At 39.2% G+C, this 26,170-nt stretch carries 31 protein-coding genes and 1 other annotated feature; of the genes, 29 read left to right on the top strand and 2 right to left on the bottom strand.

The window, feature by feature from the left end; translation table 11 throughout:
• Positions 1–86: 86 nt before the first annotated feature.
• The 20 genes from ACQKII_RS06215 to ACQKII_RS06120 all read left to right on the top strand — a co-directional run bounded on the left by ACQKII_RS06215 (position 87) and on the right by ACQKII_RS06120 (position 16,159).
• Positions 87–1,379 carry a bifunctional folylpolyglutamate synthase/dihydrofolate synthase gene (locus ACQKII_RS06215; RefSeq protein ID WP_427457329.1) on the top strand — a complete coding sequence of 431 codons (1,293 nt, stop codon included), beginning with the start codon at positions 87–89 and terminating at the stop codon, positions 1,377–1,379.
• Complete coding sequence (locus tag ACQKII_RS06210; RefSeq protein WP_427457327.1) at positions 1,376–2,632, top strand: bifunctional folylpolyglutamate synthase/dihydrofolate synthase; 1,257 nt, start codon at positions 1,376–1,378, stop codon at positions 2,630–2,632. The genes ACQKII_RS06215 and ACQKII_RS06210 overlap by 4 nt, the downstream gene beginning before the upstream one ends.
• Positions 2,633–3,319: 687 nt before the next feature.
• Positions 3,320–3,952, top strand: coding sequence for a hypothetical protein (locus ACQKII_RS06205; RefSeq protein WP_427457325.1), 633 nt, complete (start codon positions 3,320–3,322; stop codon positions 3,950–3,952).
• A gap of 98 nt (positions 3,953–4,050) precedes the next feature.
• The gene (locus ACQKII_RS06200; protein ID WP_427457323.1) at positions 4,051–4,644 is read left to right on the top strand and encodes a Maf family protein; all 594 of its coding nucleotides are present in this window, start codon (positions 4,051–4,053) and stop codon (positions 4,642–4,644) included.
• A gap of 32 nt (positions 4,645–4,676) precedes the next feature.
• Positions 4,677–5,348 carry a RadC family protein gene (gene radC / locus ACQKII_RS06195; protein WP_427457481.1) on the top strand — a complete coding sequence of 224 codons (672 nt, stop codon included), beginning with the start codon at positions 4,677–4,679 and terminating at the stop codon, positions 5,346–5,348.
• A 450-nt stretch (positions 5,349–5,798) separates the two neighbouring features.
• Positions 5,799–6,818 (top strand): rod shape-determining protein, encoded by a 1,020-nt coding sequence (locus tag ACQKII_RS06190; RefSeq protein WP_427457321.1) that lies wholly within the window; start codon positions 5,799–5,801, stop codon positions 6,816–6,818.
• Positions 6,819–6,831: 13 nt separating this feature from the next.
• Entirely contained in the window at positions 6,832–7,746 is a 915-nt protein-coding gene (mreC, locus tag ACQKII_RS06185; RefSeq protein WP_427457319.1) for a rod shape-determining protein MreC, read from the top strand.
• Positions 7,746–8,270, top strand: a complete 525-nt coding sequence (gene mreD, locus ACQKII_RS06180) for a rod shape-determining protein MreD (RefSeq protein ID WP_427457479.1) — start codon at positions 7,746–7,748, stop codon at positions 8,268–8,270. Before mreC ends, mreD begins: the two co-directional genes overlap by 1 nt.
• Positions 8,271–8,297: 27 nt before the next feature.
• Positions 8,298–8,966 (top strand): septum site-determining protein MinC, encoded by a 669-nt coding sequence (minC, locus tag ACQKII_RS06175; RefSeq protein ID WP_143995611.1) that lies wholly within the window; start codon positions 8,298–8,300, stop codon positions 8,964–8,966.
• Between the two features lies 1 nt (position 8,967).
• On the top strand, positions 8,968–9,765 hold the full coding sequence (minD, locus tag ACQKII_RS06170; protein ID WP_427457317.1) for a septum site-determining protein MinD: 798 nt from the start codon (positions 8,968–8,970) through the stop codon (positions 9,763–9,765).
• A gap of 228 nt (positions 9,766–9,993) precedes the next feature.
• Positions 9,994–10,545 (top strand): peptidoglycan DD-metalloendopeptidase family protein, encoded by a 552-nt coding sequence (locus tag ACQKII_RS06165; protein ID WP_427457315.1) that lies wholly within the window; start codon positions 9,994–9,996, stop codon positions 10,543–10,545.
• 34 nt (positions 10,546–10,579) lie between these two features.
• A complete protein-coding gene (locus tag ACQKII_RS06160) occupies positions 10,580–11,146 on the top strand; it encodes a stage IV sporulation protein FB (protein ID WP_427457314.1) in 567 nt (188 codons plus the stop codon).
• 45 nt (positions 11,147–11,191) lie between these two features.
• Positions 11,192–11,268, top strand: a sequence feature (ribosomal protein L21 leader region).
• 14 nt (positions 11,269–11,282) lie between these two features.
• Positions 11,283–11,591, top strand: coding sequence for a 50S ribosomal protein L21 (gene rplU, locus ACQKII_RS06155; RefSeq protein WP_010860053.1), 309 nt, complete (start codon positions 11,283–11,285; stop codon positions 11,589–11,591).
• A gap of 16 nt (positions 11,592–11,607) precedes the next feature.
• Positions 11,608–11,964, top strand: coding sequence for a ribosomal-processing cysteine protease Prp (locus ACQKII_RS06150; RefSeq protein WP_036130449.1), 357 nt, complete (start codon positions 11,608–11,610; stop codon positions 11,962–11,964).
• Entirely contained in the window at positions 11,961–12,260 is a 300-nt protein-coding gene (rpmA, locus tag ACQKII_RS06145; RefSeq protein ID WP_010860051.1) for a 50S ribosomal protein L27, read from the top strand. The genes ACQKII_RS06150 and rpmA overlap by 4 nt, the downstream gene beginning before the upstream one ends.
• 147 nt (positions 12,261–12,407) lie before the next feature.
• Positions 12,408–12,935 carry a Spo0B domain-containing protein gene (locus ACQKII_RS06140; RefSeq protein WP_427457312.1) on the top strand — a complete coding sequence of 176 codons (528 nt, stop codon included), beginning with the start codon at positions 12,408–12,410 and terminating at the stop codon, positions 12,933–12,935.
• A gap of 5 nt (positions 12,936–12,940) precedes the next feature.
• Positions 12,941–14,230 (top strand): GTPase ObgE, encoded by a 1,290-nt coding sequence (gene obgE, locus ACQKII_RS06135; protein WP_427457310.1) that lies wholly within the window; start codon positions 12,941–12,943, stop codon positions 14,228–14,230.
• Positions 14,231–14,253: 23 nt separating this feature from the next.
• A complete protein-coding gene (locus tag ACQKII_RS06130; protein ID WP_107923538.1) occupies positions 14,254–14,709 on the top strand; it encodes an ACT domain-containing protein in 456 nt (151 codons plus the stop codon).
• Between the two features lie 161 nt (positions 14,710–14,870).
• Positions 14,871–15,749 (top strand): prephenate dehydratase, encoded by an 879-nt coding sequence (pheA, locus tag ACQKII_RS06125; RefSeq protein WP_427457308.1) that lies wholly within the window; start codon positions 14,871–14,873, stop codon positions 15,747–15,749.
• A gap of 20 nt (positions 15,750–15,769) precedes the next feature.
• Positions 15,770–16,159, top strand: a complete 390-nt coding sequence (locus ACQKII_RS06120) for a thiol-disulfide oxidoreductase DCC family protein (RefSeq protein ID WP_427457306.1) — start codon at positions 15,770–15,772, stop codon at positions 16,157–16,159.
• Between the two features lie 164 nt (positions 16,160–16,323).
• Here ACQKII_RS06120 and ACQKII_RS06115 read toward each other — a convergent pair whose 3' ends face one another.
• Positions 16,324–16,857 carry a transcription repressor NadR gene (locus ACQKII_RS06115; protein WP_427457304.1) on the bottom strand — a complete coding sequence of 178 codons (534 nt, stop codon included), beginning with the start codon at positions 16,855–16,857 and terminating at the stop codon, positions 16,324–16,326.
• A 141-nt stretch (positions 16,858–16,998) separates the two neighbouring features.
• Here ACQKII_RS06115 and ACQKII_RS06110 point away from each other — a divergent pair, with 141 nt between their 5' ends.
• The 8 genes from ACQKII_RS06110 to ACQKII_RS06075 all read left to right on the top strand — a co-directional run bounded on the left by ACQKII_RS06110 (position 16,999) and on the right by ACQKII_RS06075 (position 24,097).
• Positions 16,999–18,015, top strand: coding sequence for a LysM peptidoglycan-binding domain-containing protein (locus ACQKII_RS06110; RefSeq protein WP_427457302.1), 1,017 nt, complete (start codon positions 16,999–17,001; stop codon positions 18,013–18,015).
• Positions 18,005–18,883 (top strand): phosphotransferase, encoded by an 879-nt coding sequence (locus tag ACQKII_RS06105; protein WP_427457477.1) that lies wholly within the window; start codon positions 18,005–18,007, stop codon positions 18,881–18,883. The genes ACQKII_RS06110 and ACQKII_RS06105 overlap by 11 nt, the downstream gene beginning before the upstream one ends.
• A 114-nt stretch (positions 18,884–18,997) precedes the next feature.
• Positions 18,998–19,618 carry a Holliday junction branch migration protein RuvA gene (ruvA, locus tag ACQKII_RS06100; protein WP_427457300.1) on the top strand — a complete coding sequence of 207 codons (621 nt, stop codon included), beginning with the start codon at positions 18,998–19,000 and terminating at the stop codon, positions 19,616–19,618.
• Positions 19,619–19,636: 18 nt separating this feature from the next.
• Complete coding sequence (gene ruvB / locus ACQKII_RS06095) at positions 19,637–20,641, top strand: Holliday junction branch migration DNA helicase RuvB (protein WP_427457298.1); 1,005 nt, start codon at positions 19,637–19,639, stop codon at positions 20,639–20,641.
• 18 nt (positions 20,642–20,659) lie between these two features.
• On the top strand, positions 20,660–21,703 hold the full coding sequence (gene queA, locus ACQKII_RS06090; RefSeq protein WP_427457296.1) for a tRNA preQ1(34) S-adenosylmethionine ribosyltransferase-isomerase QueA: 1,044 nt from the start codon (positions 20,660–20,662) through the stop codon (positions 21,701–21,703).
• A 55-nt stretch (positions 21,704–21,758) separates the two neighbouring features.
• Complete coding sequence (gene tgt / locus ACQKII_RS06085; RefSeq protein WP_427457294.1) at positions 21,759–22,904, top strand: tRNA guanosine(34) transglycosylase Tgt; 1,146 nt, start codon at positions 21,759–21,761, stop codon at positions 22,902–22,904.
• Positions 22,905–23,045: 141 nt separating this feature from the next.
• Positions 23,046–23,312, top strand: a complete 267-nt coding sequence (gene yajC, locus ACQKII_RS06080) for a preprotein translocase subunit YajC (RefSeq protein ID WP_427457292.1) — start codon at positions 23,046–23,048, stop codon at positions 23,310–23,312.
• A gap of 149 nt (positions 23,313–23,461) precedes the next feature.
• A complete protein-coding gene (locus tag ACQKII_RS06075; protein WP_427457290.1) occupies positions 23,462–24,097 on the top strand; it encodes a DUF421 domain-containing protein in 636 nt (211 codons plus the stop codon).
• On the opposite strand, the gene ACQKII_RS06070 is transcribed toward ACQKII_RS06075, so the two are convergent.
• The gene (locus ACQKII_RS06070) at positions 24,094–25,611 is read right to left on the bottom strand and encodes a putative polysaccharide biosynthesis protein (protein WP_427457288.1); all 1,518 of its coding nucleotides are present in this window, start codon (positions 25,609–25,611) and stop codon (positions 24,094–24,096) included. The genes ACQKII_RS06075 and ACQKII_RS06070 overlap by 4 nt on opposite strands.
• A gap of 93 nt (positions 25,612–25,704) precedes the next feature.
• Between ACQKII_RS06070 and ACQKII_RS06065 the strand changes: the two genes are divergently transcribed.
• Positions 25,705–26,013 carry a post-transcriptional regulator gene (locus ACQKII_RS06065; RefSeq protein WP_143995593.1) on the top strand — a complete coding sequence of 103 codons (309 nt, stop codon included), beginning with the start codon at positions 25,705–25,707 and terminating at the stop codon, positions 26,011–26,013.
• Positions 26,014–26,170 lie beyond the last annotated feature (157 nt).

Here is a 26,170-nt window from a genome sequence, read left to right as displayed (position 1 = left end):
CTGTGTGTTTTTAAATTGTGTATGAATTGTGTGTGTGCCAGGCACCATTTATACTAGAGTTATCGCAGTTAGAGGGAGTGTTTCTTGTGTTTTCATCGATGAAAGCTTGTACAGATTTTATTTTTACATTAAAGGCAGTTGACCATAAGCGTGCGCCACTTGTTATGATGCGTGAAGTTTTGGCACGTTTGGATAATCCGCAGGACAAGCTACAAACGATTCATTTAGCAGGTTCAAACGGAAAGGGTTCAACGGCAAATGTGTTACGGGAAATGTTAGAGGAGGCTGGTTACAGAGTAGGTACTTTTACGTCTCCACATTTAGAGTGTGTCAATGAACGAATGACGATTAATGGGAAACAGATTCCGGATGCGCAATTTTTACGATATATGAACAACATTGCTGCAATTGTTGATACGAATTATGATGGGGACTTTCCGAGTTTTTTTGAGGTTGTAACACTTATCATGTTCCAATATTTTGCGGAAGAAGCTGTTGACTTTGCACTTATTGAAACGGGTCTTGGTGGACGCTTAGATGCAACGAATGTTATTACCCCACTTGTGTCAATTATTACGACCATTTCACTGGAACATACAGCGTTTTTAGGAGATACCTTTGCGAAAGTAGCCTTTGAGAAGGCAGGCATTGTAAAAGAAGGTGTGCCTGTAGTGGTAGGTGTAAAAGATGAAGAGGCGCTTGCAGTTATTAAACAAGCTACACTAGAACGTCATGCTGAATGTCACGTTATTGGAAAGGACTTTATTGTAATTGCAGAAAAGCAAGAGATTGCTATGCAGCACTTTAGTTATCGAAAAGCCGATGTGGAGATAAATGATATTCAATTAAAAATGGCTGGACCACATCAAATCGCCAATGCCAGTTTGGCGATAACCGCTATGTTATTTTTACAAGAAAATGGTCATCTTGAAATATCAGAGACAGCGATACGTCATGCATTGCAAAAGGCACAATGGGCAGGCCGCTTTGAACAATTTACCAACAATATCGTGTTAGACGGTGCCCATAACTCAGAAGGAACCGCTGCTCTTATTCAAACACTTGAAGCTGTATATCCTAATCATCATTATCGATTTATATATGCTGCGCTATCTGATAAAGATCACGCGAATAGTATTACTTTAATGGATGAAGTTGCCACATCAATGGCATTTACACAAATAGACCTACCGAATGCTATGCCCGCTGAAAGATTAGGCGCTTTATCGAAACATCCTGAAAAGGAATATAGTAGTAATTGGCGTGAAGTGGTCGAAGCAACCATACAAAAAAAGAAGGAACAAGAAATTGTAGTCATTACAGGTTCGCTTTATTTCATAGCTGAAGTTCGGCAATGGCTACAGGAGGGAGAGCAATGATTCCGAAATTTGATATATACAAAGAGAAATGGGCTGTGAAAAGCGATGATGTCATCAAGCCAGGTCTTGCTGCGATTGAAGAAGCATTGGCGATTGTAGGTAGTCCAGAGAAAAATCTGCAAGTTGTGCATCTAGCTGGGTCAAATGGTAAAGGTTCAACACTTACTTTTATCGAATCAATGCTAAATGAGCATAGTTTACATGTGGGGAAATTTATGTCTCCTTGCATTTTAGATGTGCATGACCAAATTCAAGTAGCAAATCAACCTATTTCAGGTGAAGAGATGGATCGAGTGTTTCACCAAATGCAATTAGCGGGACTGAGCGGCAAGCTAACGGATTTTGAGCTCTTAACGGTTGCAGCATTTTTACATTTTGTTAATAGTCATGTGGATGTGGCTATAATTGAAGCAGGTATGGGTGGTTTACTGGATAGTACGAATGTAGTGACACCAATTGTTTCTATAATTCCGAGCATTGCGTTCGAACACACGAGATATTTAGGTAATACGATTGAAAGTATTGCCCATCATAAAGCAGGTATTATTAAACAGCATCAGCCTGTTATTATCGGCGATTTACCGCTTGAAGCGAAGGCAATTATCTATAAAGAAGCACGTATGAAACAATCGACTGTTCTAGAACTAGACGATCAATTTTATATAGAGCATACGAAGAATGGTGAGTGTTATACGAATGATGAAAATGGCTTACGTATAACAAATCTGTTGCGAAAAATGAAAGGGCAGCATCAAGCAAATAATATGGCATTAGCCATTACCGCGTTTTTTGAAGTGGCAACAACATTAAATGTGCCAGTAAGTATTCAAGGTATTCAAAATGGTATAAATAAGGCGGAAATATTAGGTCGCTTTGAAGAAATCTTGCCCTATATTATAGTAGACGGTGCACATAATCCAGCTAGTGCGGAAAAATTGATAGCAACAATACGGCATGAATTCCCCGATGAGTTGATTACTTTCGTAATTGGCATACTTGCAGATAAAGATGTAAAAAAGGTACTTTATCAGTTAGAACAAGTGAGTGATACCTTTTATTTTGTTGATTTCGATAATCCGCGTGCGATGTCAGCAAAAGATATGTTAGGCCTATCGAATGCTACGTACAAAGAAGTATTAAGTGATTATGATCAATTTTTACAAAAACAATCGGAAAATAAATGCAGGACGGTCGTGACGGGTTCTTTGTACTTATTAACAGAAGTGCGTAACCGATTAATTGGAAATAGCTAACTAGAGTTGTCCTATAGCGTTACATTAAGGGGAAAAATCGGTATCTTGAAAGCGACAGACATAGTTTTTGCCAAACGTTGTTGAAACGCTCTATTCACCATATGGTCGTCCTAGTATTGATCCCATGCCCGCGAAAAGCGTCCGCCGTAGCGGAAATCAACGGCTTCATATAGATACTTCTAGACAAACTCAATTTTTTGAGTTTGTCTACAGTCTGAACGATTCGATATCATATAGTCGAATCGTTTTTTTTTTTTTTTTTTGAACTTTTCATTTCTAACAAAAGTCAGGTTCTATAATATAGCAAACAAATGTTCTTGTTATGGGGAAATAACTATAATGCGTACAGGAAGCGGGAGAATCGAAGGGGAATTTTGTATAGACTTGTGTTTCAATTAAACAATTCTAATCAAGCTTTAAAGATAGATGTGAAACAATAGTATAGAGTAGGCAAATACTTAAATGACAAAGACCAGGTGCTCATAATTTATATGAGTCCTAGTACCTTTGGTAACAAAAGTATTTAATTTTTATGTTAAACCCCAAAAAAATACTATTAATTGAACTTGCAGTAAATTAGCATTTTCACATATTTTTAAACATATACTAATATGAAATCATAGACGACAATAGACTTGTCTTTTTTTATGTTTATTTTGATACGTTAAAGGAAGAGGTGAAGGACGTATGAAAATTGTTAGTCAGGTGATAAAAAAACAAGTATTTCGTGCAATGCTAATTGGGGGTATTGTAGGACTATTTGGTGTTGCCATATTTTTAGGAATTCTTCAAGTGAGTACTCAGTTTTCTTTGAAACAGGATAGTGAAGTAGCAAGTAAAGATACAGAGAAAGAGACTATTCCGACAACAGGTGGTACCGCAAACTCGTCTATGTTTTATGCAAGTCAAGCAGGCGTATTTTCTAATTATGAAAGTGCAAGTGCATTTTTAGCCGAGTATCCAACATTAAAAGAAAGCGCCATTGTAGGGGTGGATGGAAAATATTATATTTGGACAAGTATTGCGATAGAGGAAAGTCAACTCGTTTTCTTAGAAGCTCCCGCAACATTTAAAAAAGTGTTTAGTGTCACTAGTGATAGCTGTAAAGAGGCAACGATTGCAGAACTTCCTGTCGTCTTTGCTGATAAAAATGCTACAAAATTAAAATTTAAGGATAACGCAAAAGATTCAACGCTGCCTCCCGACTGGCAAACTGTAGGTACAGCAGTTTCTTCTATTTCCAATGATATAAACATCATTCGTTTACATTTATTTGCGCATTACCAGAAGAATAATGCATGTCTCCAAATAAAATTTTAAGTATGAAATATAGTGAAATAGGCATTATCTTGATTTTTTGAAAATTTTCAAATACCTAATTCTCCGTTATGATAAGCATAAGGAGGAATGGTGAGATAATGTTTACAACAAATCATAAGTTAGTACTAGCTTCCGCTTCACCACGCCGAAAGGAATTGCTTGCTATGCTCGCGCTTCCCTTCGATATTGTTACGAGTGAGGTAGAAGAGACAAGCGTTCAAGCAGCAACTATGCAAGATTATGTAAAAGGTGTAGCACTATTAAAAACACGAGATGTAGCACAAAAAGTGTCGAATGCAACGGTTATTGGTGCAGATACTATCGTGGTTTTTGATAATGAACTATTGCATAAACCAAAATCTCATGAGGAAGCAATTGCTCACTTAACACGATTATCAAGTGCGCGTCATGCGGTTATGACTGCAGTTGCTATTATCGAAGCTAATGGACAAGAAACAACATTTGTAGAAGAAACAACTGTTATCTTTAATGAATTATCGCAGGAGCTTATCGAAGCATATGTAGCCTCGGGTGATCCTTTTGATAAAGCAGGCGGTTATGGCATACAAACTGCTGGTACCCTTTTAGTTAAGAAAATTGAAGGTGATTATAACAATGTTGTAGGCTTACCACTTGCAGCGTTGTTTACGCAATTGGTAGCACTTCATATTATCCAATTTGCGAAGGAGTGAGACTTTTGCCAACAGATGTATTACCAAGCATGATGATACGAGACGTTCATATAGCGGATCGACCTCGTGAGAGACTTTTAAGACAAGGAGCCAAGAGTTTATCGAATCAAGAGTTACTGGCTATTTTACTAAGGACAGGAACTAAAGAAGAGTCGGTTCTTGTCCTTGCAAATCGTGTATTAGGTGCTTTCGAGCATTTACATCATTTGAAGCATGCTACGATTGAAGAAATGGTGGCTATTAAAGGAATTGGAGAGGTGAAGGCAATTCAGTTATTAGCTGCGATTGAACTAGGGCGGCGCTTAGCTCAGAAGCACAATGATGAAAAATATACGATTCGATCCCCGCAAGATGCTGCTGCGTACTTAATGCCTGATATGACTTCCCTTAACCAAGAACATTTCGTTGTGCTCTTTCTAAATGTGAAAAATCAAATTATTCATAAACAGACAATTTTTATTGGTAGCTTAAATGCTAGCATCGTCCATCCGAGAGAAATTTTTCGCGAAGCAGTAAAACGTTCTGCCGCTTCCATTATTTGTGCGCACAACCACCCTAGTGGCGTGCCAACACCGAGTCCAGAAGATATTGAGGTAACAAAGCGGATTCAGGAAGCGGGCTATATTATTGGCATTGATTTGATTGATCATGTCATCATCGGTGATCATCAATATATCAGTTTAAAAGAAAAAGGATATTTTTAGCTCTGCAAGCAATTTGCAGAGCTTTTTGAGGTCATTTATAAATTGGATATAATCTTGCTGGTGTTGATGGCATCTAAACTCAAACAATGTTTTAATGAAAGCCTGAGCGATTAGCTAAAGTCTATATGGGGAGTAAAATTATCTTGATGCAAATTAAGTTTATTGTAATATATTTAAAAGCGAACCTTTTTTGTCGAATGACGTTAATGTAGTTGGTAGAAATAACTCTATGATTCACAAAAATTGGTAGCCTATTAGACGTTGTCTTAGATGAATAAAAATTATATGCTAATTAATACGTACTATGTTAAGTTTAAGAGGGATGAAAATAGTATATTTTCCGCAAGATGAGCTATGTGGCACTATAAATTCTTGCGTTTTTCCGTTATAATGAACGGTATGATTTTATGTCAACGAAAGTATGGCTTAAGTAGAAAGGGAGTACACAATTTGTTTGGATTAGGTAGTAAAGATGTCGGAATTGACCTCGGCACAGCGAATACATTAGTTTTTATTAAAGGGAAGGGGATCGTTCTACGCGAACCTTCAGTCGTAGCAAAAAATACAAAAACTGGCGATATCGTCGCAGTTGGTAATGATGCGAAAAATATGATAGGACGTACACCAGGCTCAATTGTAGCGATTCGTCCGATGAAAGATGGCGTTATTGCTGATTTTGATATTACAACAGCGATGATTGAATACTATTTAAAAGAGGCGTCTAAAAATTCTGGTGGAAATTGGAAAAAGCCGAATATAATGATCTGTGTGCCTTACGGTATTACATCTGTGGAACAACGTGCGGTCATCGATGCTTCTCGTCAAGCTGGAGCAAAAGAAGCTTTCACGATTGAAGAACCTTTTGCGGCAGCTATTGGTGCAAATTTACCGGTATGGGATCCAACGGGTTCTATGGTAGTTGATATCGGTGGTGGTACCACAGAGGTAGCTGTTATTTCGTTAGGTGGTATTGTCACAAGTGAGTCTGTACGTGTTGGTGGGGATGCTATGGATCAAGCAATCATTTCATACATCCGTAAAACATATAACTTAACAATTGGGGAACGTACAGCAGAGGCTGTAAAAATCGAGATTGGTACGGCGTTTGCTGAGGGTCCTGAAGAGAAAATGGATATTAGAGGGCGGGACCTATTAACAGGTTTACCAAAAACGATTGAGATTTCATCTCAGGAAATTTCTGAATCACTACGTGAAGCGGTATCATCCATTATTGATGGTGTCCGAAAAACACTAGAACAAACCCCACCTGAATTATCTGCTGACGTGATGGAACGCGGTATTGTGTTAACAGGCGGTGGAGCACTTTTATCTAACCTAGATAAAGTCATTAGTCGTGAAACGAATATGCCTGTATTTATCGCAGAAGATCCATTAGACTGTGTTGCTATTGGTACAGGTAAGGCTTTAGATAATATTGACTTGATTCGTCGACAACAGGTAAAAGGTTAAGGAGGTTTAGGCAATGCCACATTTTTTTTTCAATAAGAAATTAATATTGCTGCTCGTGGGCATGGTTTTTCTTGTGGCATTGATTAGCTTCTCATTACGTGATCGGACGAATGCAACTTTACCAGAGCAAATTATTAAAGATACTGTCGGCGTCGCACAATCCATTGTTGCGAAGCCGGCGAATTATCTTACGGGTATTTTTAATGATATTGACTCCCTCTTAAACACGTACGAAGAAAATAAACGTTTAAAAGCACGCTTAGAAGAATTTGCAGCTGTACAAACCGAGGCATTGGCTTTGAAAAAAGATAATGATAAACTTAGTGAGCTCCTCGATAAAAAAGAGAGTTTAAAAGAATTTAATCCTATTCAAGCAACGGTTATTGCTAGAAATCCTGACCAGTGGGAAGAAAAAATTATATTAAATAAGGGTTCCTCTCACGGTGTGGAAAAAAATATGGCAGTTATGACAGCGAAAGGATTAGTCGGTAAAATTACTTTAGTGACTCCTTTCACTTCTGAGGTAGAGCTTTTATATACAAATAATCCAAATTATCGTGTTTCTGCGATGGTTTTAGGAGAAAAAGAAGCATACGGTTTAATCGAGGGCTTTGATGAAGAACGTAATGAACTCATTATGAAGCGAATCGATTCTAGTTTAACAGTTAAAGAAGGCGAGCAAGTAGTTTCATCAGGGCTGGGCGGTATTTTCCCAAAAGGAGTGCCGATCGGAGAAATTACTGAAGTAAGTACAGATGATTTTGGGCTAACGAAAATGGCCTATGTAAAGCCATCTGCTGATTTTTCGATTTTAGAACATGTCGTCATTGCGAAACGTACATCTACAGTGATAGACGGTTCTGATGGCAAGTCAACGAATGAGGATTTATCGAACCCGCAAGAGGCGAGTGAAGAGGAGGCTGAATGATGGTTCGATTTCTCATCCCCTCTGTGGCGGTTTTGTTATTTTTACTAGAACCAGAGTTTGCTATGTTTTCACCAATTGAAGTGAAAGGGCAAATTTTTTATCTAGTCCCTCGATTTTTAATCTTATATTTAATATTTATATCCATCTATTACAGCCGTCAAAGAGCGGTAATGTATGGACTTTTTTTTGGTGTCTTGTATGATGTCTTTTACATTGATATTATTGGATTATATTCGGTGCTCTATCCACTGATATGTTTTTTAGCTGGATCTATTGTGAAAATTATTCATCAGCACTTAGTTGTGACTACGACGATTTCAGTTGTTTTAGTAGCAATTTTAGAATTCGTACTTTACCAATTCTTCTTTTTAATAGATTTTACAACGATACCATTAACGGATTTCTTACGTTCACGACTACTACCAACAATCATTGCAAATACTTTATTTTTAATGATTCTTGGCTGGGCCTTCAAATATTTAATTAATGCGCGTGTCTTACAGAGAGCACGTGAAGTTTCTTAATAAAGAGCAACGTGAGGTGAGGCATTCATGAAAAAACAATTAGTTAATATGAAGGGGACAAAGGATGGTTTTGTTCTCCGTTTAGACGATCAGTGTGCGTATGCCGAATTAGTAGAAGAGTTAAAGAGAAAAGTTTCAGAAGGCGGTATCGATGGTAAAGTAGATGTACAATTACATTTAGGCAATCGATACTGTTCTGATGAGCAAATAAAAGAGCTAGTGAAAATTGTCCAGGAAACAGAACAACTAATCGTATCTAAAGTGCAGAGTGATGTACTGACTGTCCATGAGAGCAACCAGAAAATGGTAGAAAGCCAACAAGATACATATGTAGGTGTGGTCAGATCGGGGCAAATTCTCCGTTCTTCGGGGGACATTGTTATTGTTGGGAATGTTAACCCGAATGGACGCGTAGAAGCGGGTGGCAATGTGTATGTCCTAGGCAGACTAAAGGGAATTGTGCATGCTGGTGTACATGGTAATAAGGAAGCAATAATTGCTGCCTCTCGTTTAGAAGCCACACATATAATGATTGCCGATCAAGTTGAGGCAATGTCAGATGAGCATGTAAAAGCTATCAATCAATCAGAGATGGCTTGTGCATTTATCGGCTATGATGGGCGTATTACGTACGATCAAATTCATGCGTTAAAAAATATTCGACCATTGTTAAATGTGTCTAAGGGAGGAAGCTAGTGTGGGAGAAGCGATCGTCATAACTTCAGGTAAGGGCGGTGTCGGGAAAACGACGTCTACGGCTAACCTTGGGACTGCATTGGCTCTACAAGGTAAAAAAGTATGTTTGGTTGATACGGATATTGGATTACGGAATTTAGACGTAATTCTTGGTCTGGAAAATCGTATTATTTATGATTTAGTTGATGTTATTGAAGGACGTTGTAAGATACATCAAGCTCTAATTAAAGATAAACGTGTTGATGACAAACTATTTTTACTACCTGCTGCTCAAACGACAGATAAGAATGCTGTCACGCCTGAGCAGATGAAGAGCTTAATAGAGGAATTAAAAAGAGACTATGATTATATTTTAATTGATTGTCCAGCAGGTATCGAACAAGGCTATCGTAATGCTGTAGCTGGTGCAGACCATGCAATTGTAGTAACGACACCAGAAATTTCAGCTGTGCGTGATGCGGATCGCATTATTGGACTGCTCGAGCAAGAGGAAATTACGGCACCGAAACTAATTATTAACCGTATTCGTCAGCATATGATGAAAAGCGGTGATACTTTGGATGTCAATGAAATTACAACTCATCTGTCGATTGATTTGTTAGGTATTATCGTCGATAGTGAGGGTGTTATTTCGTCGTCAAATAAAGGAGAACCTGTAGTGATGGACCCCGCCAATAAAGCATCTTTAGGTTATCGTAATATTGCACGACGCATATTAGGAGAATCAGTGCCGCTCATGGCCATTGAAGATGAACATAGAGGCATGTTTTCAAAATTCAAAGCATTATTTTCAAGATAATTAAGACCTTTTCGTGCAATCGCGCGAAAGGTTTTTTTCTTGTTAAGGAACAATAAATAGTTGTCACTTGCATACGAATTCTTTAGCGCAAGTATTCCTCAACAGTCATTGCTCCACCAGGACAAGTTTACCTGTATCAAAAGCCAGAACGGGCAATCGATGAGAATATACATTTCTTGTGCATGAATGGACATGCAACCTCATATAGTGTGAAAAAAGGATGAGGGCTTGTTTAAAAAGTGGAAATGGATTGTCATGATATTACTCGTGGCTGCAATCATGCTCGTTATTCGTTTAGAAGATCAAGGCGTATTGGAAACACCTGTGCGAAAGCTTGTCACAACATCAGCAGATATAACGTATTTAAGTGAGCTCGGGCAAAGTTGGTTAAATAAAGAAGAGGAAACCATTATGGTATCGAGTGATATAGGGCAAACTGAACTATTAAATTTCGCCAATGCGCAGGTTTTTAAAGAAGGTTTTTTAATGCAGTATGATGTTGGACTTCCTGTGTATGCAGGGCAAAGTGGGCTAGTTGTTTTTACAGGCCATACAAAATATACTGGCAAAACGATGACCATTAGCTATGAGGATGGCACAACAGTATCCTATGGTATGCTCGATAGTTTAGCTCAATTGCCATATACTACAGTGCAGGCAAATGATTTAATTGGCATGAAACATGCTGGACAACTGTATTTATCGATTGAAAAAGATGATACTCACTATAATTTAGAGCAAATAGTGCAGTGGCTTCAAACGGATAATGATGAAGATTAAATTGCATATATTATGTATCCCTCTGGTGTTTATAATGATTTTTAGCGGTCAAATTGCTTACTATGCTATTATTTTATCCTCGTTACTCTGGCATGAAGCAGGACATTTATTGGCAGCAAAAATTTGTGGTGTAAAGATAAAATGTTGTGTTATTACACCATATGGGGGGGAAATTGAATTTGATAATCCAGCAGTTGTGCAGGCAACATCGCTACTATGGATTGCTTTAGGAGGACCAATCGCTACGGTATTAGGGATTGGTCTTGCTTTTTTTATGCCCGAGCTACTTGCTATTAAGCTCATCGAGGTACAGCTTGTGTTACTGGCTGTTAATGTATGCCCAATACTCCCACTAGATGGGGGAAGAATATTGATCGCATGTTTATTCTTATTTTGTCCGACTGTGCGTGCATTTGAATATTACTACTCGTTTTGTCTTGCCATTGTAACGCTATTATTTATATTGACAATGAGTTACTTGCCGCAGTCTATTTTTTTAGCTGTTCTTTGTCTATTTATATGGCTTCAAGTAATCAAAGAATGGAATTACCGAAAATATCGTTTTGCTTTTGAGAAATATGTCTTGAACAGGTTGACTTAAGAAATATCATATGGTAATATTTTAATGTTATTGTTTGTAGCACCCGTGCTACTACAACCGCTCTGGGAAGGTTTAAGTATCCTTATGATCACCTTCATATACAGGCGAGTCTGAGTCTAAGAGGAGGTGCAGTAAAATGTACGCAATTATTGAAACTGGTGGTAAACAAATCAAAGTAGAAGCTGGTCAAGAAATCTATGTTGAGAAATTAGGCGTAGAAGCTGACGAAGTTGTAACTTTCGATAAAGTTTTATTCGTAGGTGGCGAAAACGTTAAAGTTGGAGCTCCATTCGTAGAAGGCGCTACAGTAACAGCTAAAGCTGTGAAAGAAGGCCGTCAAAAGAAAATCGTTGTTTTCAAATTGAAAGCTAAAAAGAACTACCGTCGTAAACAAGGTCACCGTCAACCTTACACAAAATTAGTTGTTGAGTCTATCAACGCTTAATTGTGAGGTGTAACGAGTGATACAAGTTACGATACATCATGATGAAAATAGACATGTGTCTGCATTCGAATTTTCAGGACATGCTGAGTACGACGAATCTGGTAAAGATTTAGTATGTGCAGGAGCATCTACCATTGCTATTGGCACGGTGAATGCTATTTATGCACTATTACAATTACAACCGGAAGTTGAACAAGCAGCTGAAGGTGGAGGCTATCTAAAGGTAGATTTACCAACAGATTTAGAGCCTGAAATTGATGCAAAACTACAATTAATTGTCCAGGTAATGACTGCTCAAGTATATTCTATGGTGCAAAATTACGGGCAATATATCCAAATCAACTACAACCAAGTAGGAGGTGGAACAGAATGAAATTGTTATTAGCATTAGACCTTCAACTTTTCGCATCGAAAAAAGGGGTAGGTTCTACTAAAAACGGACGTGACTCTGAGTCTAAACGACTTGGCGCTAAACGTGCTGATGGCCAATTCGTAACTGGTGGTTCTATTCTTTACCGTCAACGCGGTACAAAAATTTACCCAGGTACAAACGTAGGTCGTGGTGGTGATGATACACTATTTGCTAAAGTAGACGGCGTTGTTAAATTCGAACGCTTAGGTCGCGATCGCAAACAAGTATCTGTATACCCAGAAACTCAACAAGCTTAATTTTCATCAATATGATCATAAAGCGGAGGGCTGCATTTATTGCAGTCCTTTTTTTTCTTCAAAAAGCATATTTGTTGTGAGGAATTAAGAGAAAAAAACGTCAAAACTTGTTATACTAATGAAGATAACTTTATTGGAGTGAATGGGATGAACAGTCAATCACTAACCATTAGTGAAGTATTACGTTTTGCAAATCATGATTATGTGAATCAGCTTCAACTAATTCGCATGAATTTAGATTTAGGTAGAATCGATGAATCAAAGAAACTTATTCAAAATTTTTCTGAACAATTACGGGTGCTTTCTAGCATAAATCGACTACAGTTACCACAAACGATGGAGTGGCTACAAACAGCAAATTGGCGCTATCCTTCGTTGCCAATGAAAATTAGTGGTGAGATTAGCAAACCTGTCACGAATAATATTGATGCGGCAGTTGTAGAATACTTAAATAAAACAGTTATACATGTTTATGATACATTAGATCCATTTACTGAACAGAGTTTAGCGATTCATGTGTGTGTCGACGACCATACATTTGCTGTAACATTCACGCTAAATGGACACTGGAGTGCTGATGCATTCACCGAAAAAGGTTTGAAACAATTTGACATTCAAACAGAGGAAGAGACAAATACGTCTTGGATATATGTATTGAGTGCAAGCAGGGAGTGAATTAAATGTTTGTCGATCACGTCAAGATTTATGTAAAAGGTGGCGACGGTGGGGATGGAATGGTAGCCTTCCGTCGTGAAAAATTTGTACCGAATGGTGGTCCAGCCGGTGGCGATGGTGGTCACGGTGGCAATGTTGTTTTTCAAGTTGAAGAAGGACTGCGAACGTTAATGGATTTCCGCTACAAACGCAACTTCAAGGCTGACCGTGGTGAGCATGGTATGAGTAAAGGGATGCATGGTAGACGTGCAGATGATTTAATCGTTAAAGTACCACCGGGCACGGTCGTAATGAACGAAGAAACAGGCGTTGTTATTGCCGATTTAGTCGAGCATGGTCAACAAGCGACTATCGCAAAATCTGGCCGTGGTGGTCGCGGGAATTCCCGCTTTGCAACACCAGCCAATCCTGCTCCAGAACTTTCCGAAAAAGGTGAGCCAGGACAAGAATTAAATGTTATATTAGAGTTGAAAGTACTGGCAGATGTAGGATTAGTTGGCTTCCCAAGTGTGGGTAAATCAACATTATTATCTGTTGTTTCTGCGGCAAAGCCAAAAATAGGTGCTTATCATTTCACTACAATCGTACCGAACTTAGGAATGGTTGAAACGGATGATCATCGTAGCTTTGCAATGGCCGATTTACCAGGTTTAATCGAAGGTGCGCACGAAGGTGTTGGTCTAGGTCACCAGTTCCTCCGTCATATTGAACGTACACGTGTTATCGTGCATGTAATTGATATGTCGGGTATGGAAGGTCGCGACCCTTATGAAGATTACTTAACAATCAACGATGAGCTACAACAATATAATCTTCGTTTAACAGAACGTCCGCAAATTATTGTGGCAAATAAAATGGACATGCCAGATGCAGAGGAAAACTTAGAAATTTTCCGTAAAAAAGTGGGCGAAGATGTGAAAATCTTCCCAGTATCAGCGGTTTCTCGCCAAGGCTTAAAGCCGGTATTATTTGAAATTGCCGACTTACTGGAAGTGACTCCTGAATTCCCATTATTCGATGATCTAGATGAAGAATCAGATGCAACGGTACTTTACAAACACCAAACTGAAGCAGATTCAATCGAAATCTCTCGTGATCCTGATGGTACATTCATTCTTGGTGGATATGCGATTGAGCGTATCTTCAAAATGACAGACTTCAGCCGTGAGGACGGTGTACGTCGTTTTGCACGCCAATTACGTGGTATGGGCGTCGATGAAGCATTACGCGAACGTGGTGCACAAAATGGGGATATTGTACGCTTATTAGAATTCGAATTTGAATTTGTCGACTAAGAATAGGTTTTAGGGGGAAGAGTATGAAAAACGTTGCTAACCAGCGATATTATTTAGTTCGTGAAGACGTTTTGACAGATGCTATGCAAAAAACTTTGGAGGCGAAACACTTACTTTCAAGTGGTACGGTATCTTCCATATGGGATGCGGTAAAACAAGTGGATTTATCGCGTAGTGCGTTTTACAAATATCGTGATGCTGTTTTTCCTTTCCACTCTATTGTGCAAGAACGGATTTTAACAGTCTTTTTACAACTTCAGGACCGTAAAGGAACACTTGCCAAACTTTTAGAAACTGTAACAAACACGCATTGTAATATACTTACAATCCATCAAACGATTCCAATTCAAGGTCGTGCCAATGTTACACTGTCATTAGATGTAACAAGCATGAGCTGTGAGCTTGATGATTTATTGCATCAGCTTAAGCGCTTAGATTTTGTAGAGTCTGCGGAAGTTATTAGTTCTGGAGCATTGTAAAAGGGGTGGCTCAGAGATAAATCTGAGTCACCTCCTTCTATAGGCATGAAAACTATTTCAAAGAAAGGGCTTGTAGAACGCCCCTTTCTTTTTTAGAAGAAGTTTTCGAAAAATTAAAAATGATGTATAGGCTACCAATTGTAGCGAAGGAGGTAAATTCAATGACAGAGCAAAATTGGGAGAAACGAATTGCCTATTTAGGACCAGAAGCATCCTTTACATACTTGGCAACAAAAGCTATCTTCCCTAGTGAATGGCTAGTCCCATGTACCACGATCCCAGAGTGTATTGAGGCAGTAGCGGAAGGAAAGGTTGATTTAGCAGTTGTACCTCTAGAAAATGCATTAGAGGGCTCAGTACCATTAACTCTAGATTATTTATTTCATGAAGCGACGCTTTATGTAACAGGTGAATTACAACTGAAAATACAGCAACATTTAATGGTGAACAAAGCACAACAGGACAAATGGGAGTCCATTAAGGGCGTGTATTCGCATCCACATGCGTTAGCACAGTGTCATAAATACTTATTCTACCGTTTCAGCGATGTTCCGTTACATCAAACAACATCAACAGCGGCAGCGGCAAAATTTGTATCTGAAAATCCGAATGAGTGCATCGCAGCAGTTGGTAACGCAGCAGCAGCTGAAAGATATGGCTTAGACATCGTGCAATCAAATATCCATGATTTTCACTTTAACCATACTCGTTTCTTGGTATTATCAAAACAAAACAAACGTTTACCGCAGGAATTATCAGAGGGACAGGCAAAAACAACCTTCATGATAACCTTACCAACGGACCGTTCAGGGGCATTACATCAGGTACTTTCAGTATTTGCATGGCGCCAGCTAAATTTAAGTAAAATCGAGTCACGTCCATTGAAAACAGGACTGGGTGATTATTTCTTCATGATTGATGTATTAGCGGATGAGAAAGAACCGATGATGCGAGGGGCTATGGAAGAGTTAGCTGCCTTAGGCTGTAAGGTAAAGTCACTTGGTACATACTTTACCTATCTAACATCTGACGAGACCTAAATCGGTTAGGAGGTGCTGTGATGGGTGGTATTATTCTGTTTGACGGGGTTTGTAATTTTTGCCATAGTAGTGTGCAGTTTATTATTAAACGTGATCAGAATGCTTACTTCCAGTTTGCCTCGATTCAAAGTGAAGTTGGGCAGGAAATTCTTGCAACATATAAAGTTCCAACAAACATAGATAGTGTCATATTAATAGAGCATGGTTACGCTTATTTTGAATCCACAGCGGCTCTAAAAATTAGTCGACGTTTAGATAGCTTGTGGCCTACCTGTTATGTTTTCGTTGTTATACCTTCCTTTATACGAAATGTTATATACAAAAAATTTGCTGAAAATCGTTATCGTCTTTTTGGTAAAAAAGAGCAATGTCTAATACCAACACCTTCGCAACGAAAAAGATTTCTCTAACTACTCTGGAGCGCCCAATTTTTTTGGGAGAGCTCGTTTTTTGTGAAGATAGGTGAATGGTAAGACTCTACTAGTAAATGAGCAGGAGAAAAAATCGCCGATAAAAGAGGTATCCCAAACGCAAATGGGATACCTCTTTTTTAGAAAGCATAAAGTTTCAGACTTTATTGATCTATAACTAGATAGCCTTTTTTTTGAAGATTATGTTCAATTAAATCTAAAATTTCTACAGATGGAGCAGAAATGACATGAAGATGTGTACCACCTGTTAGAGCAGATAAATAGTTAGCTTGTGTATCGTTAACGCTTTGCACAAATTTTTCAACATCATGGCGATTAGACACCATAATGGAAGCTGTAATCTCTCCGTATATAGGGTGTTCGACAATTACGTTTTTCACAGTACCACCACAATCAACAATCACCATGAGCTCATCTTTTGCATCCTCCGGGGTGTGAAAACATGGAATGGTACGTTCAACAGTTTGGTATAGTTGGTTCTGATGCATATAAATATAGCCTTGGCTCGTTGCAATAATGGGTTCATTTCTAGCCTTTAATAATGTTATATCATTGACAATGACTTGTCTTGAAACATTAGCAAATTTAGCTAAGTCTGTTCCTGTTATAGGTGTATTGCTTTTTTTTAGTTGTGCTAGAATTTGCAGTCGGCGTTCTTCGCCTAACATTTTTTTCATAAGAGATCACCTCTGCCTGTAATGAAGGAAACGTATTCCTTAAGCAATAGTGTACCATGAAGCTTTTACAACATGCGTGAATTTTTTGTATCCAAATGAAACATTGAACATATGATACGAAGAGAGGAAGGGAGGAAAAAATTGCGTATTCATATTGTTCAAAAGGGAGATACATTGTGGAAGATTGCGAAAGAGTACGGCATTTCGTTTGAAGATTTGAAGCGGCTCAATGTCCATCTTGCCAACCCTGATTATATTGTACCGGGCATGGAAATTATTTTGCCTGAAAAAATACACAAGGAAACACATAACCAAGGAGCACATCATCAAGGAACACAGCATAAGGAGACACAAATTCATAAAGAGATGCCTACTCATAAGCCTGTGAAGGAAAGTGTTAAAAAAGAGGTGCAGAAGCCAATGCCCGCGCCTCCTATTGTTGCACCGCCACCGATGCCAATGCCTGCGCCACAAATGATTCCTATACCATTTCCAATGCCGATGCCACAACCAATGCCACAGCAACCAATGTGGGTGCCTCAGCCTGTTGAGCTTAATTGGAACCAACAATTAGTCATGCCACAAGTTGAACATCCTGTTTTACCACCAATTCAAATTCAACCACCGCCACCAGCACCAGCACCACCACCAATAGCTCATCCAGCGCCGCCACCACCACCACCACCAGTTCATATAATGCCACAAATGCCAATGATGCCACATTGTCCGAGTTGCCATCAGCCGATGCATCATCAAATGTGGTGGCATATGCCAATGCAACCGATGCATCAAATGCATCAAATGCAACCGATGCACCATATGCACCCACAAGTAGAGCCATGTTCAATGCCGCCGCCACCAGCACCATGTCCATGTCCAATGCCTGCGAGTAACGTTGCTGGAGCAGGTCATTTCTTAGAGTCAAGCACATCTCCATTCTTCCCGGTAAATGATGCACATATCAAGCATCATTTTGATCCAATGCCAGAGATGCAAATGGGGCAGTCTTGTGGTTGTGGCTCACAGCCAGCGATGATGCCAAATTGGCAATTTGACCCATGCAACTGTCCGCCACCATGTCCGACGCCGTGCCCAACGTGTGGTCCATGGATGTCCCCGCATTTTTTCCCAGGCGGGATGACGCCTTATCGATGGTGAAAAAGCTTATATTGTAGAGGAAGTAAAGCCTAACATTTGGAAGTATAATTACCGATCGAATAATTACTTTGTCAAAAGAGCAAAGCAATTAGAAGTAGCAGAAAAGGTGAGGGCAATTCATCGTCAACTTGGACGTCTTGCTCCCTCACTCGTCCTGCCTTTAGTACAAAGTGATGATGAGCAGATGATCGTGCAATTGTGGCAAGAGGGGAGTCATAGTGCGAATTTTGCACATAAAAAAGATCGTGAGCAATCTCTAAAGCTATTAATGGCTTTACATGAGACACATAAAAAAATAGCTTGGCAGCGAGTACCAGGCATGCACACGTATTCGCAACTTTTAAAATGGCAAATGCGTCACCTGCGTTTTAAAAGTAGGCGGAATGATTTTCGTGCATTTTTAACGAAAGAAGAAGTGGATCAAATCGTTCACTATAGTGAAAAGTCATTACAGCTAATTGCTATGGAGGATGTGCCAGAAAAAGATATTACACTCTTACACGGAGATGTCGTCCATCATAATTTTTTATGGTGTAGTGACGGAGAATTACGCTTAATCGATTTTGATTTAGCACATCTAGGTGAAGCGGATGATGAATATATTTTATGGTTACATCGTGTATTGCCAGCAGTGGACTATGACCTTGGTAAAATTTTAGCAGAGTTACCTGAGCTTCGGCGTTTAGATAGAAGAAAGTATCATCGTTTAAAATTTCCAAATGAGTTATTACGGGAATGGCTTTTTGCAGTGGACTTACCTTTAGAGCAACAGCTCGTATTTTTAGATTATTTAATACCGTTTACCAAACGAGCTCTCACATACTGGCCGAAACTGTGGTACGATATTGATAGATTCATGAAAAAATGACCGTCCATGGGCGGTCATTTTTGTGTGTGAACGGCCACTATTGTCATTTATTATAGTCGAGCATTCGTTCGCTATATGCTATAATCGAAGACGATGAATGTGAGGGATTTTATTATGTATGATTATTTAAAAGGGCAAGTAATGCGTATTACCCCAGAATATATAGTGCTTGAGCAACAAGGGATTGGCTGGCAGTTGAATACACCTAACCCATTTGCGTTTCGCACAACGGCAGTCGAACAACAAATTTATGTTCATTTGCATGTACGTGAGGATGCACAAGTGCTGTATGGTTTTCCAAATTTAGATCAACGAGAGCTATTTCGCAAGCTGATTTTAGTATCAGGTATTGGGCCAAAGGGTGCACTCGCAATTTTAGCGACAGGTAACCCGCAACAGGTTATCAGTGCAATTGAACGCGAAGATGAGACATTTTTAGTGAAATTCCCAGGAGTGGGTAAAAAAACAGCCCGTCAAATGATTTTAGATTTAAAAGGCAAGCTTGGTTCCTTACTGGATACAATCGAATTACCTAGTACAGATGATGAGTTACCTTTATTTGGGGTGAATCCACATAAGCATGAACTTGAAGAAGCCATACTCGCTCTATTGGCGCTTGGTTATTCTGAAAAAGAACTAGAAAAAATTCGTCCGCAGCTTGAGGATAATGATAAACTTGAAACGACAGATGCCTATATGAAACAAGCATTGCAATACCTATTAAAGTTAAAATAACGAGAGGAGGGCAAGTACATGTCAGAACGAATGATGGCAAGTGAAGCAGGTAGCTATGATGACCAGTTTGAATTATCCCTTCGACCACAAAGATTAACGCAATATATTGGACAACATAAGGTGAAAGAGAACCTACAAATTTTCATTGAAGCGGCCAAGCTTCGTCAGGAAAGTTTAGATCATGTGCTGTTATACGGTCCTCCTGGGCTTGGAAAAACAACATTAGCTGTAGTCATTGCCAATGAAATGAATGTCAATGTGCGCATGACGAGCGGTCCTGCTATAGAACGACCAGGGGATTTAGCGGCAATATTAAGCTCACTTGAACCGGGTGATGTACTATTTATAGATGAAATACATCGTCTGCCTCGCGCCATTGAAGAGGTGCTTTATCCAGCGATGGAGGATTTTTGTTTAGATATCGTTGTGGGAAAGGGGCCTGAAGCCCGTTCTGTCCGCCTTGATTTACCTCCATTTACCCTCGTCGGTGCTACCACAAGAGCGGGAGCATTGTCTGCACCACTCCGAGATCGTTTTGGCGTGTTATTGCGCTTAGAATATTATGATGATATGTCACTCGCTGAAATAGTTGTACGAAGTGCACATTTATTTGATGTCGATATTGAGCAAATAGCTGCCGGTGAAATGGCAAGACGTTCACGTGGTACACCTCGTATTGCCAATCGTTTACTAAAAAGAGTGCGAGATTATGCACAGGTCCTTGGAGATGGTATGATAACGGAGGGTCTTGCGAAGCAAGCTCTGGAGTTACTACAAGTCGATCCTAGAGGACTTGACCATATTGACCATAAACTTGTGACCAATATGATTGAGCGCTTCCGCGGAGGTCCAGTAGGCTTAGATACACTCGCTGCTTCCATAGGTGAGGAACGTGTGACGATTGAAGATGTGTATGAGCCATATTTGATGCAAATTGGCTTTATTCAACGTACACCACGTGGTCGTGTAGCAACACATCTAGCTTACGAGCATTTTGGATATGATTATCCCCAACAAACATAGAAGAAGGAAGTTTTTTTAATGCGTGTAGAAGATTTTGATTTTGAATTACCAGAAGAGCTTATTGCGCAAACACCACTTGTGGACCGTACTGCCAGTCGTTTAATGGTGGTTACACCCGGTTCAGAAGAAGTAGAGCATCATCATTTTGCACATATTTTAGATGAGTTAAATGCAGGGGACTGTCTTGTGTTAAATGACACACGTGTCTTACCAGCGCGCTTAATGGGTGTAAAAGAGGAAACAGGTGCCCATATTGAGGTGTTGTTATTAAAGCAAACTGCTGGAACTGACGAATGGGAAACACTTGTAAAGCCAGCTAAACGTGTGAAGGTCGGTACTGTTGTGACATTTGGTGACGGTTTATTGACAGCAACATGTACAGGTGAGCTTGAACATGGAGGACGTTTGTTTGAGTTCAATTACGACGGTATTTTTTACGAGATTTTAGAGCAGTTAGGCGAAATGCCACTGCCGCCATATATTCGGGAGAAGCTAGATGATCAAGAGCGTTATCAAACCGTTTATGCAAAGGAACGTGGTTCTGCAGCGGCGCCAACAGCAGGTCTCCATTTTACGCAGGGATTGCTAGAACAAGTGAAAGCGAAAGGTGTAGAAATTGTTTTCATTACACTGCATGTAGGCCTTGGAACTTTCCGTCCTGTCAGTGTAGATGCCATTGAAAACCACGAAATGCATGCTGAGTTTTATAGTGTTACCGAAGAAGCTGCGGCAATCATTAACCGAGTGAAGGCTAACGGTGGCAATGTCATCGCTGTAGGTACAACGTCTACACGTACATTGGAAACAATCGGCTCAAAATATGAAGGCGAAGTGCGTGCAGAACAAGGATGGACATCCATTTTCATTTATCCGGGCTATGAATTTACCGTAGTGAATGGCTTAATTACAAATTTCCATCTACCTAAATCTACACTTGTGATGCTTGTTAGTACACTTGCGACAAGAGATACTATTTTAAGTGCCTATAATCAAGCTGTAGAAGAAAAATATCGCTTCTTTAGCTTTGGCGATGCGATGTTTATTCGACCAAAAGGGCTATAAAGGAAACAAATCGAAGTACTGTTTTTACTTCAGATAAGAGAGGATTATTTATTTTATGACACAACCAGCAATTCGTTATGAGCTACTCCATACATGTAAGCAAACGGGGGCACGTCTTGGTATCGTGCATACACCGCACGGATCATTTGAAACGCCAGCATTTATGCCAGTCGGGACACAGGCAACTGTTAAAACGATGTCTCCTGAAGAATTAAAAGAAATGAATGCAGGCATTATTCTTTCGAATACGTATCACTTATGGCTACGTCCAGGTAATGATATCGTTAAGGAAGCTGGTGGCTTGCATAAATTCATGAACTGGGATCGCCCAATTTTAACGGATTCAGGTGGTTTCCAAGTGTTCTCACTTAGCCAATTCCGTAAAATTGAAGAAGAAGGTGTCCATTTCCGTAACCATTTGAACGGGGACAAGCTATTTTTAAGTCCAGAAAAGGCAATGGAAATTCAAAATGATCTTGGTTCAGATATTATGATGGCATTTGATGAATGTCCACCCTACCCTGCTACACATGAATATATGTTGAAATCGGTAGACCGTACAACACGGTGGGCGAAGCGTTGTAAAGAAGCACATGCTCGTCAAGAAGATCAAGGTTTATTTGGGATTATTCAAGGCGGAGAATACGAAGATTTACGTCGTCGCTCGGCAGAAGCTTTAGTAGAGCTTGACTTCCCAGGCTATGCAATCGGTGGTTTATCAGTGGGTGAGCCCAAAGATATCATGAACAAAGTATTAGAATTCACGACGCCATTAATGCCTGAAAACAAGCCCCGTTATTTAATGGGTGTTGGTTCACCGGATTCACTGATTGACGGAGCGATTCGTGGGATTGATATGTTTGACTGTGTATTACCGACACGTATTGCACGTAACGGAACTTTAATGACATCTGAAGGTCGCTTAGTTGTGAAAAATGCGAAGTATGCTCGTGATTTTGGTCCAATCGATCCAAACTGCGATTGCTATACTTGTAAAAACTATTCTCGTGCCTATGTGCGTCATTTAATTCGTACAGAAGAGACATTTGGAATTCGTTTAACGTCTTATCATAACTTGCACTTCCTTTTGAAATTAATGGAGCAGGTGCGTGAAGCGATTCGTGAGGACCGCCTAGGTGATTTCCGTGAAGAATTTTTCGAGAAGTATGGGTTTAACGGACCGAATGCAAAAAACTTCTAATTTTGGAATGGAAATTAGCGAGATTTTACCTGTAATAGAAAAACTATTGATAATATAGAAAAATTTTGGGCTTGTCCATCGCTTTTTTAGGGTGGAATAGTCTATACTAAAAAAGTGAGATTTGGAAAGGGGGCAAGAATTATGGAGCAATATTCTGGCTTAATAATGATTGTGATTATGTTCGTTGCGATGTGGTTTATTTTAATCCGTCCTGCTAAAAAAAGACAACAGGAAACACAAAATATGCAAAGTAGCATACAGCGTGGTGATAAAATTATTACAATCGGTGGCTTACATGGTGTTATTGATTCAATCGAGGACACATCTGTGACATTAATCATCGCTGATAATGTACGTGTGAAATTTGACCGTCAAGCAATCGGACGTGTCGCAAATGACCAAAAATAATGTTAAAAGGCGTTGTTCCAAATTTTATTGGACAGCGCCTTGTACAATTCTGGAAGCTTTGTCGTGAAATGGTGATACATTTTTGACACAGCTTTTTTTTGTATAAAAAGTAGCATACACGGTCACCTTGATAGTATGGGGGTGTCTGTATGGAAGAATATTTCATGATTATATTTAGAACATGTTTTCTATACGTGTTCATACTAATTGTTTTTCGTTTGATGGGTAAACGAGAAGTTGGCGAGCTATCTGTGATTGATTTAGTTGTATTTGTTTTAATTGCAGAGGTAGCAGCATTTGCGCTGGATGACTATGAAAACCCATTATTTAATGCAATTTTACCAATACTCATATTGCTTATCATTCAAATTGTAAGTGCCTATTTGTCATTGAAAAATAAAAAAATACGTGATTTAGTGGATGGTGAACCAGCGTTACTTGTAAGAGATGGTGTCATCTTAGAAAGTGAGATGCGCAAGCAACGCTATAATTTAGATGATTTATGTCAACAATTACGTGAGAATGGTATCGCTTCTATTACTGAAATCACGTATGCGTATTTAGAGCCTTCTGGCAATCTTTCCGTTTATAAAAAAGACGAGAAGGCTTTTGTCTATCCACTTATCATCGATGGTGATATACAAGAAAGGCATTTAATGATCATGCATAAGGATGTTGAATGGTTACTAGCAGAGCTTGCTAAAAACAATATCAAGAATAGTAGCGCGGTGTTTTTTTGTATATGGGAAGACAATCGACTTCATATCCAACTAAAAGAATCCTAAACTTTTTTTGCCAGTTTACGAATATAACGTAAATCTGTCATGCGTAGCTGATTGGAAAATAATAAGAATGTGAACAGTAAAAATATTGTTACACAACTACTTAAAATAAAGGGAAGCGGCATGAATTGCATGATGAAATATTGAGCAAGACAAACAGCTATAAAGCAACTATAAGGAACAACAAACATACGGAAGCCAGCGCGTAAATTTTTACGTTGTCGTACAGTCGCAATATGCAAGAATGACGTGAGCAAAACACCAAAACCAATGGCTACAACCGCACCTTTTTCTTGTATACCTGATTGTGAAGCAAGAACAAACATGACAAATAATTTACCAAAGCCACCATAAATGGAGTTCATCATCGCAGCTCGAGCCTCGCCAATGGCTTGCAGTATCGAATGTAGTGGACTTTGAATATAATAAAAATAAAAAATTGGCGCTAAAATTTTCACATAGCCACGGTTTTCCTCTAAGTGGAAGAGCTTCATCGCAAGTTCGTCCCCATGAATAAAAAAATACGTAGCGGCAAAGCAACCTACCAAAGAGGAAAGGCGTAATGATACAGAAATCCTCTCCTGTAAGAGAGATGTATGTTGACGTGCTACGGCATCACTAACAGCGGGTATAAGCACGATTGACAATGCGGTGGATACGAATGCTGGGAATAATAGAAGTGGCACTAAAACGCCTGAAATGACCCCATATAAAATGGTTGCAGCAGAAGCAGTTAGACCTGCCATTGTTAATGCTTTTAAAAATATAATTGGCTCTAAAAACCAAGTGAAGGAGCCAAAAAGCTTGCTTCCAGCAGACGGCAGGGCAACTCGTAGCATTGGAGTCGCAGGGTAGGACTCAACTTTGCTTTTTCGTGTTAATAATTTTTTCTTTGAAACGATATAGTGGAGCCATAAATACAAGAAAGCCACCACTTCGGCTAGAAGCGTAATACCCATTGCGGAGGCCGCTGTAACTGCAGCATTATTATAAGCAGCCACAAAGGGTAGCATGAAGGTAATGAAACCAATGCGTACAATTTGTTCAAGCATTTGTGCCCAAGCTGTTGGCGTAATTTTTGCGACACCTTGTAAATAAGCACGCAATAAACCAGAGCCAACAGATACAGGTACAGCAAAGAGTGCAATCCATAGTGTAAATGTTGTTTGTTCATTATGTAAAAGAGTGGAAGAGATATATGGTATAGTGAGTGCAACGAGTGGCATAAAAACAATCATACCAATAAACGACCAGAGAATGGCCGTACGCATAACACCGAAAATGCTTTCTCGTTTATTTCTTGCTAGTAACTCTGCCACAATTTTAGCCACAGCGATAGGTAGTCCTAATTGAATGAGTGAGATGAAGAAAATAAATGCAGGATAGGCGGTCATATAAATACCGACAGCCTCTTCACCAGCAATACGCATAAATTGTATTCTATAAAAGAAGCCAAAAAGTTTAGATAAAAAAATAACAAACATTAAAAATAATGTACCACGTACAAAAGAACTCATGCCATCCGTCCCTTCTCAAGCCGCAAAAATTCATTTACACTATTTGTATGCAAATACGTCTTACGATACAACTTTGATTGGAGATGATTCAAAATGAGTATGCAACATGCGCAACTATTTGAAAAAATTCGTCCGGCAATTGATAGTAAGATAGAAGAATTTAAGCACTTTCAGTACGATGCTATTACAGCTGAAGAACTATGGCGTTTTTGTGTAGAAAAGAAATGGCGGAAAAAAAATGTTGAGCAATTACGCTTATATGAAGTCATCGCAACTATTTTTGCGGTAACCCCGTCCGATATCGTATCATTTAACCAAGTAGAGTTTTTACAAAGCAATGATTGGTTTACAGAAGTGAACACGGACGAGCTAAAATTATTGCTTGGTCCTGTTAGAACCTAACCAGAATATGTAGGATCTGTAAAAGATTAAAAGAATACTACAGTGTAGAATTGACACCAAGCGCAACGTGTTTCATAATGAGTGTGTTGCGCTTTTTTACTTTGTACAAGTTTCGACAAAAATAAGCTGTATGAATTTGCGCGTTATTGAACGATTG

Origin of the sequence: Lysinibacillus sp. NPDC048646, assembly GCF_050272295.1 — a bacterium.
GTDB lineage: Bacteria > Bacillota > Bacilli > Bacillales_A > Planococcaceae > Lysinibacillus.
The sequence above is the reverse complement of the archived record's forward strand: the minus strand, read 5'-3'. Positions and strand labels throughout refer to the sequence as shown.

Excerpts from the sequence above, each read along its gene's own strand:
- ACQKII_RS06210 (WP_427457327.1), top strand. The coding sequence starts at position 1,376 with ATGATTCCGAAATTTGATATATACAAAGAGAAATGGGCTGTGAAAAGC.
- ACQKII_RS06205 (WP_427457325.1), top strand. The coding sequence starts at position 3,320 with ATGAAAATTGTTAGTCAGGTGATAAAAAAACAAGTATTTCGTGCAATG.
- ACQKII_RS06200 (WP_427457323.1), top strand. The coding sequence starts at position 4,051 with ATGTTTACAACAAATCATAAGTTAGTACTAGCTTCCGCTTCACCACGC.
- radC (WP_427457481.1), top strand. The coding sequence starts at position 4,677 with ATGATACGAGACGTTCATATAGCGGATCGACCTCGTGAGAGACTTTTA.
- mreC (WP_427457319.1), top strand. The coding sequence starts at position 6,832 with ATGCCACATTTTTTTTTCAATAAGAAATTAATATTGCTGCTCGTGGGC.
- mreD (WP_427457479.1), top strand. The coding sequence starts at position 7,746 with ATGGTTCGATTTCTCATCCCCTCTGTGGCGGTTTTGTTATTTTTACTA.
- minC (WP_143995611.1), top strand. The coding sequence starts at position 8,298 with ATGAAAAAACAATTAGTTAATATGAAGGGGACAAAGGATGGTTTTGTT.
- ACQKII_RS06160 (WP_427457314.1), top strand. The coding sequence starts at position 10,580 with ATGATTTTTAGCGGTCAAATTGCTTACTATGCTATTATTTTATCCTCG.
- rplU (WP_010860053.1), top strand. The coding sequence starts at position 11,283 with ATGTACGCAATTATTGAAACTGGTGGTAAACAAATCAAAGTAGAAGCT.
- rpmA (WP_010860051.1), top strand. The coding sequence starts at position 11,961 with ATGAAATTGTTATTAGCATTAGACCTTCAACTTTTCGCATCGAAAAAA.
- ACQKII_RS06140 (WP_427457312.1), top strand. The coding sequence starts at position 12,408 with ATGAACAGTCAATCACTAACCATTAGTGAAGTATTACGTTTTGCAAAT.
- obgE (WP_427457310.1), top strand. The coding sequence starts at position 12,941 with ATGTTTGTCGATCACGTCAAGATTTATGTAAAAGGTGGCGACGGTGGG.
- ACQKII_RS06130 (WP_107923538.1), top strand. The coding sequence starts at position 14,254 with ATGAAAAACGTTGCTAACCAGCGATATTATTTAGTTCGTGAAGACGTT.
- pheA (WP_427457308.1), top strand. The coding sequence starts at position 14,871 with ATGACAGAGCAAAATTGGGAGAAACGAATTGCCTATTTAGGACCAGAA.
- ACQKII_RS06120 (WP_427457306.1), top strand. The coding sequence starts at position 15,770 with ATGGGTGGTATTATTCTGTTTGACGGGGTTTGTAATTTTTGCCATAGT.
- ACQKII_RS06115 (WP_427457304.1), bottom strand. The coding sequence starts at position 16,857 with ATGAAAAAAATGTTAGGCGAAGAACGCCGACTGCAAATTCTAGCACAA.
- ruvA (WP_427457300.1), top strand. The coding sequence starts at position 18,998 with ATGTATGATTATTTAAAAGGGCAAGTAATGCGTATTACCCCAGAATAT.
- ruvB (WP_427457298.1), top strand. The coding sequence starts at position 19,637 with ATGTCAGAACGAATGATGGCAAGTGAAGCAGGTAGCTATGATGACCAG.
- queA (WP_427457296.1), top strand. The coding sequence starts at position 20,660 with ATGCGTGTAGAAGATTTTGATTTTGAATTACCAGAAGAGCTTATTGCG.
- tgt (WP_427457294.1), top strand. The coding sequence starts at position 21,759 with ATGACACAACCAGCAATTCGTTATGAGCTACTCCATACATGTAAGCAA.
- yajC (WP_427457292.1), top strand. The coding sequence starts at position 23,046 with ATGGAGCAATATTCTGGCTTAATAATGATTGTGATTATGTTCGTTGCG.
- ACQKII_RS06075 (WP_427457290.1), top strand. The coding sequence starts at position 23,462 with ATGGAAGAATATTTCATGATTATATTTAGAACATGTTTTCTATACGTG.
- ACQKII_RS06070 (WP_427457288.1), bottom strand. The coding sequence starts at position 25,611 with ATGAGTTCTTTTGTACGTGGTACATTATTTTTAATGTTTGTTATTTTT.
- ACQKII_RS06065 (WP_143995593.1), top strand. The coding sequence starts at position 25,705 with ATGAGTATGCAACATGCGCAACTATTTGAAAAAATTCGTCCGGCAATT.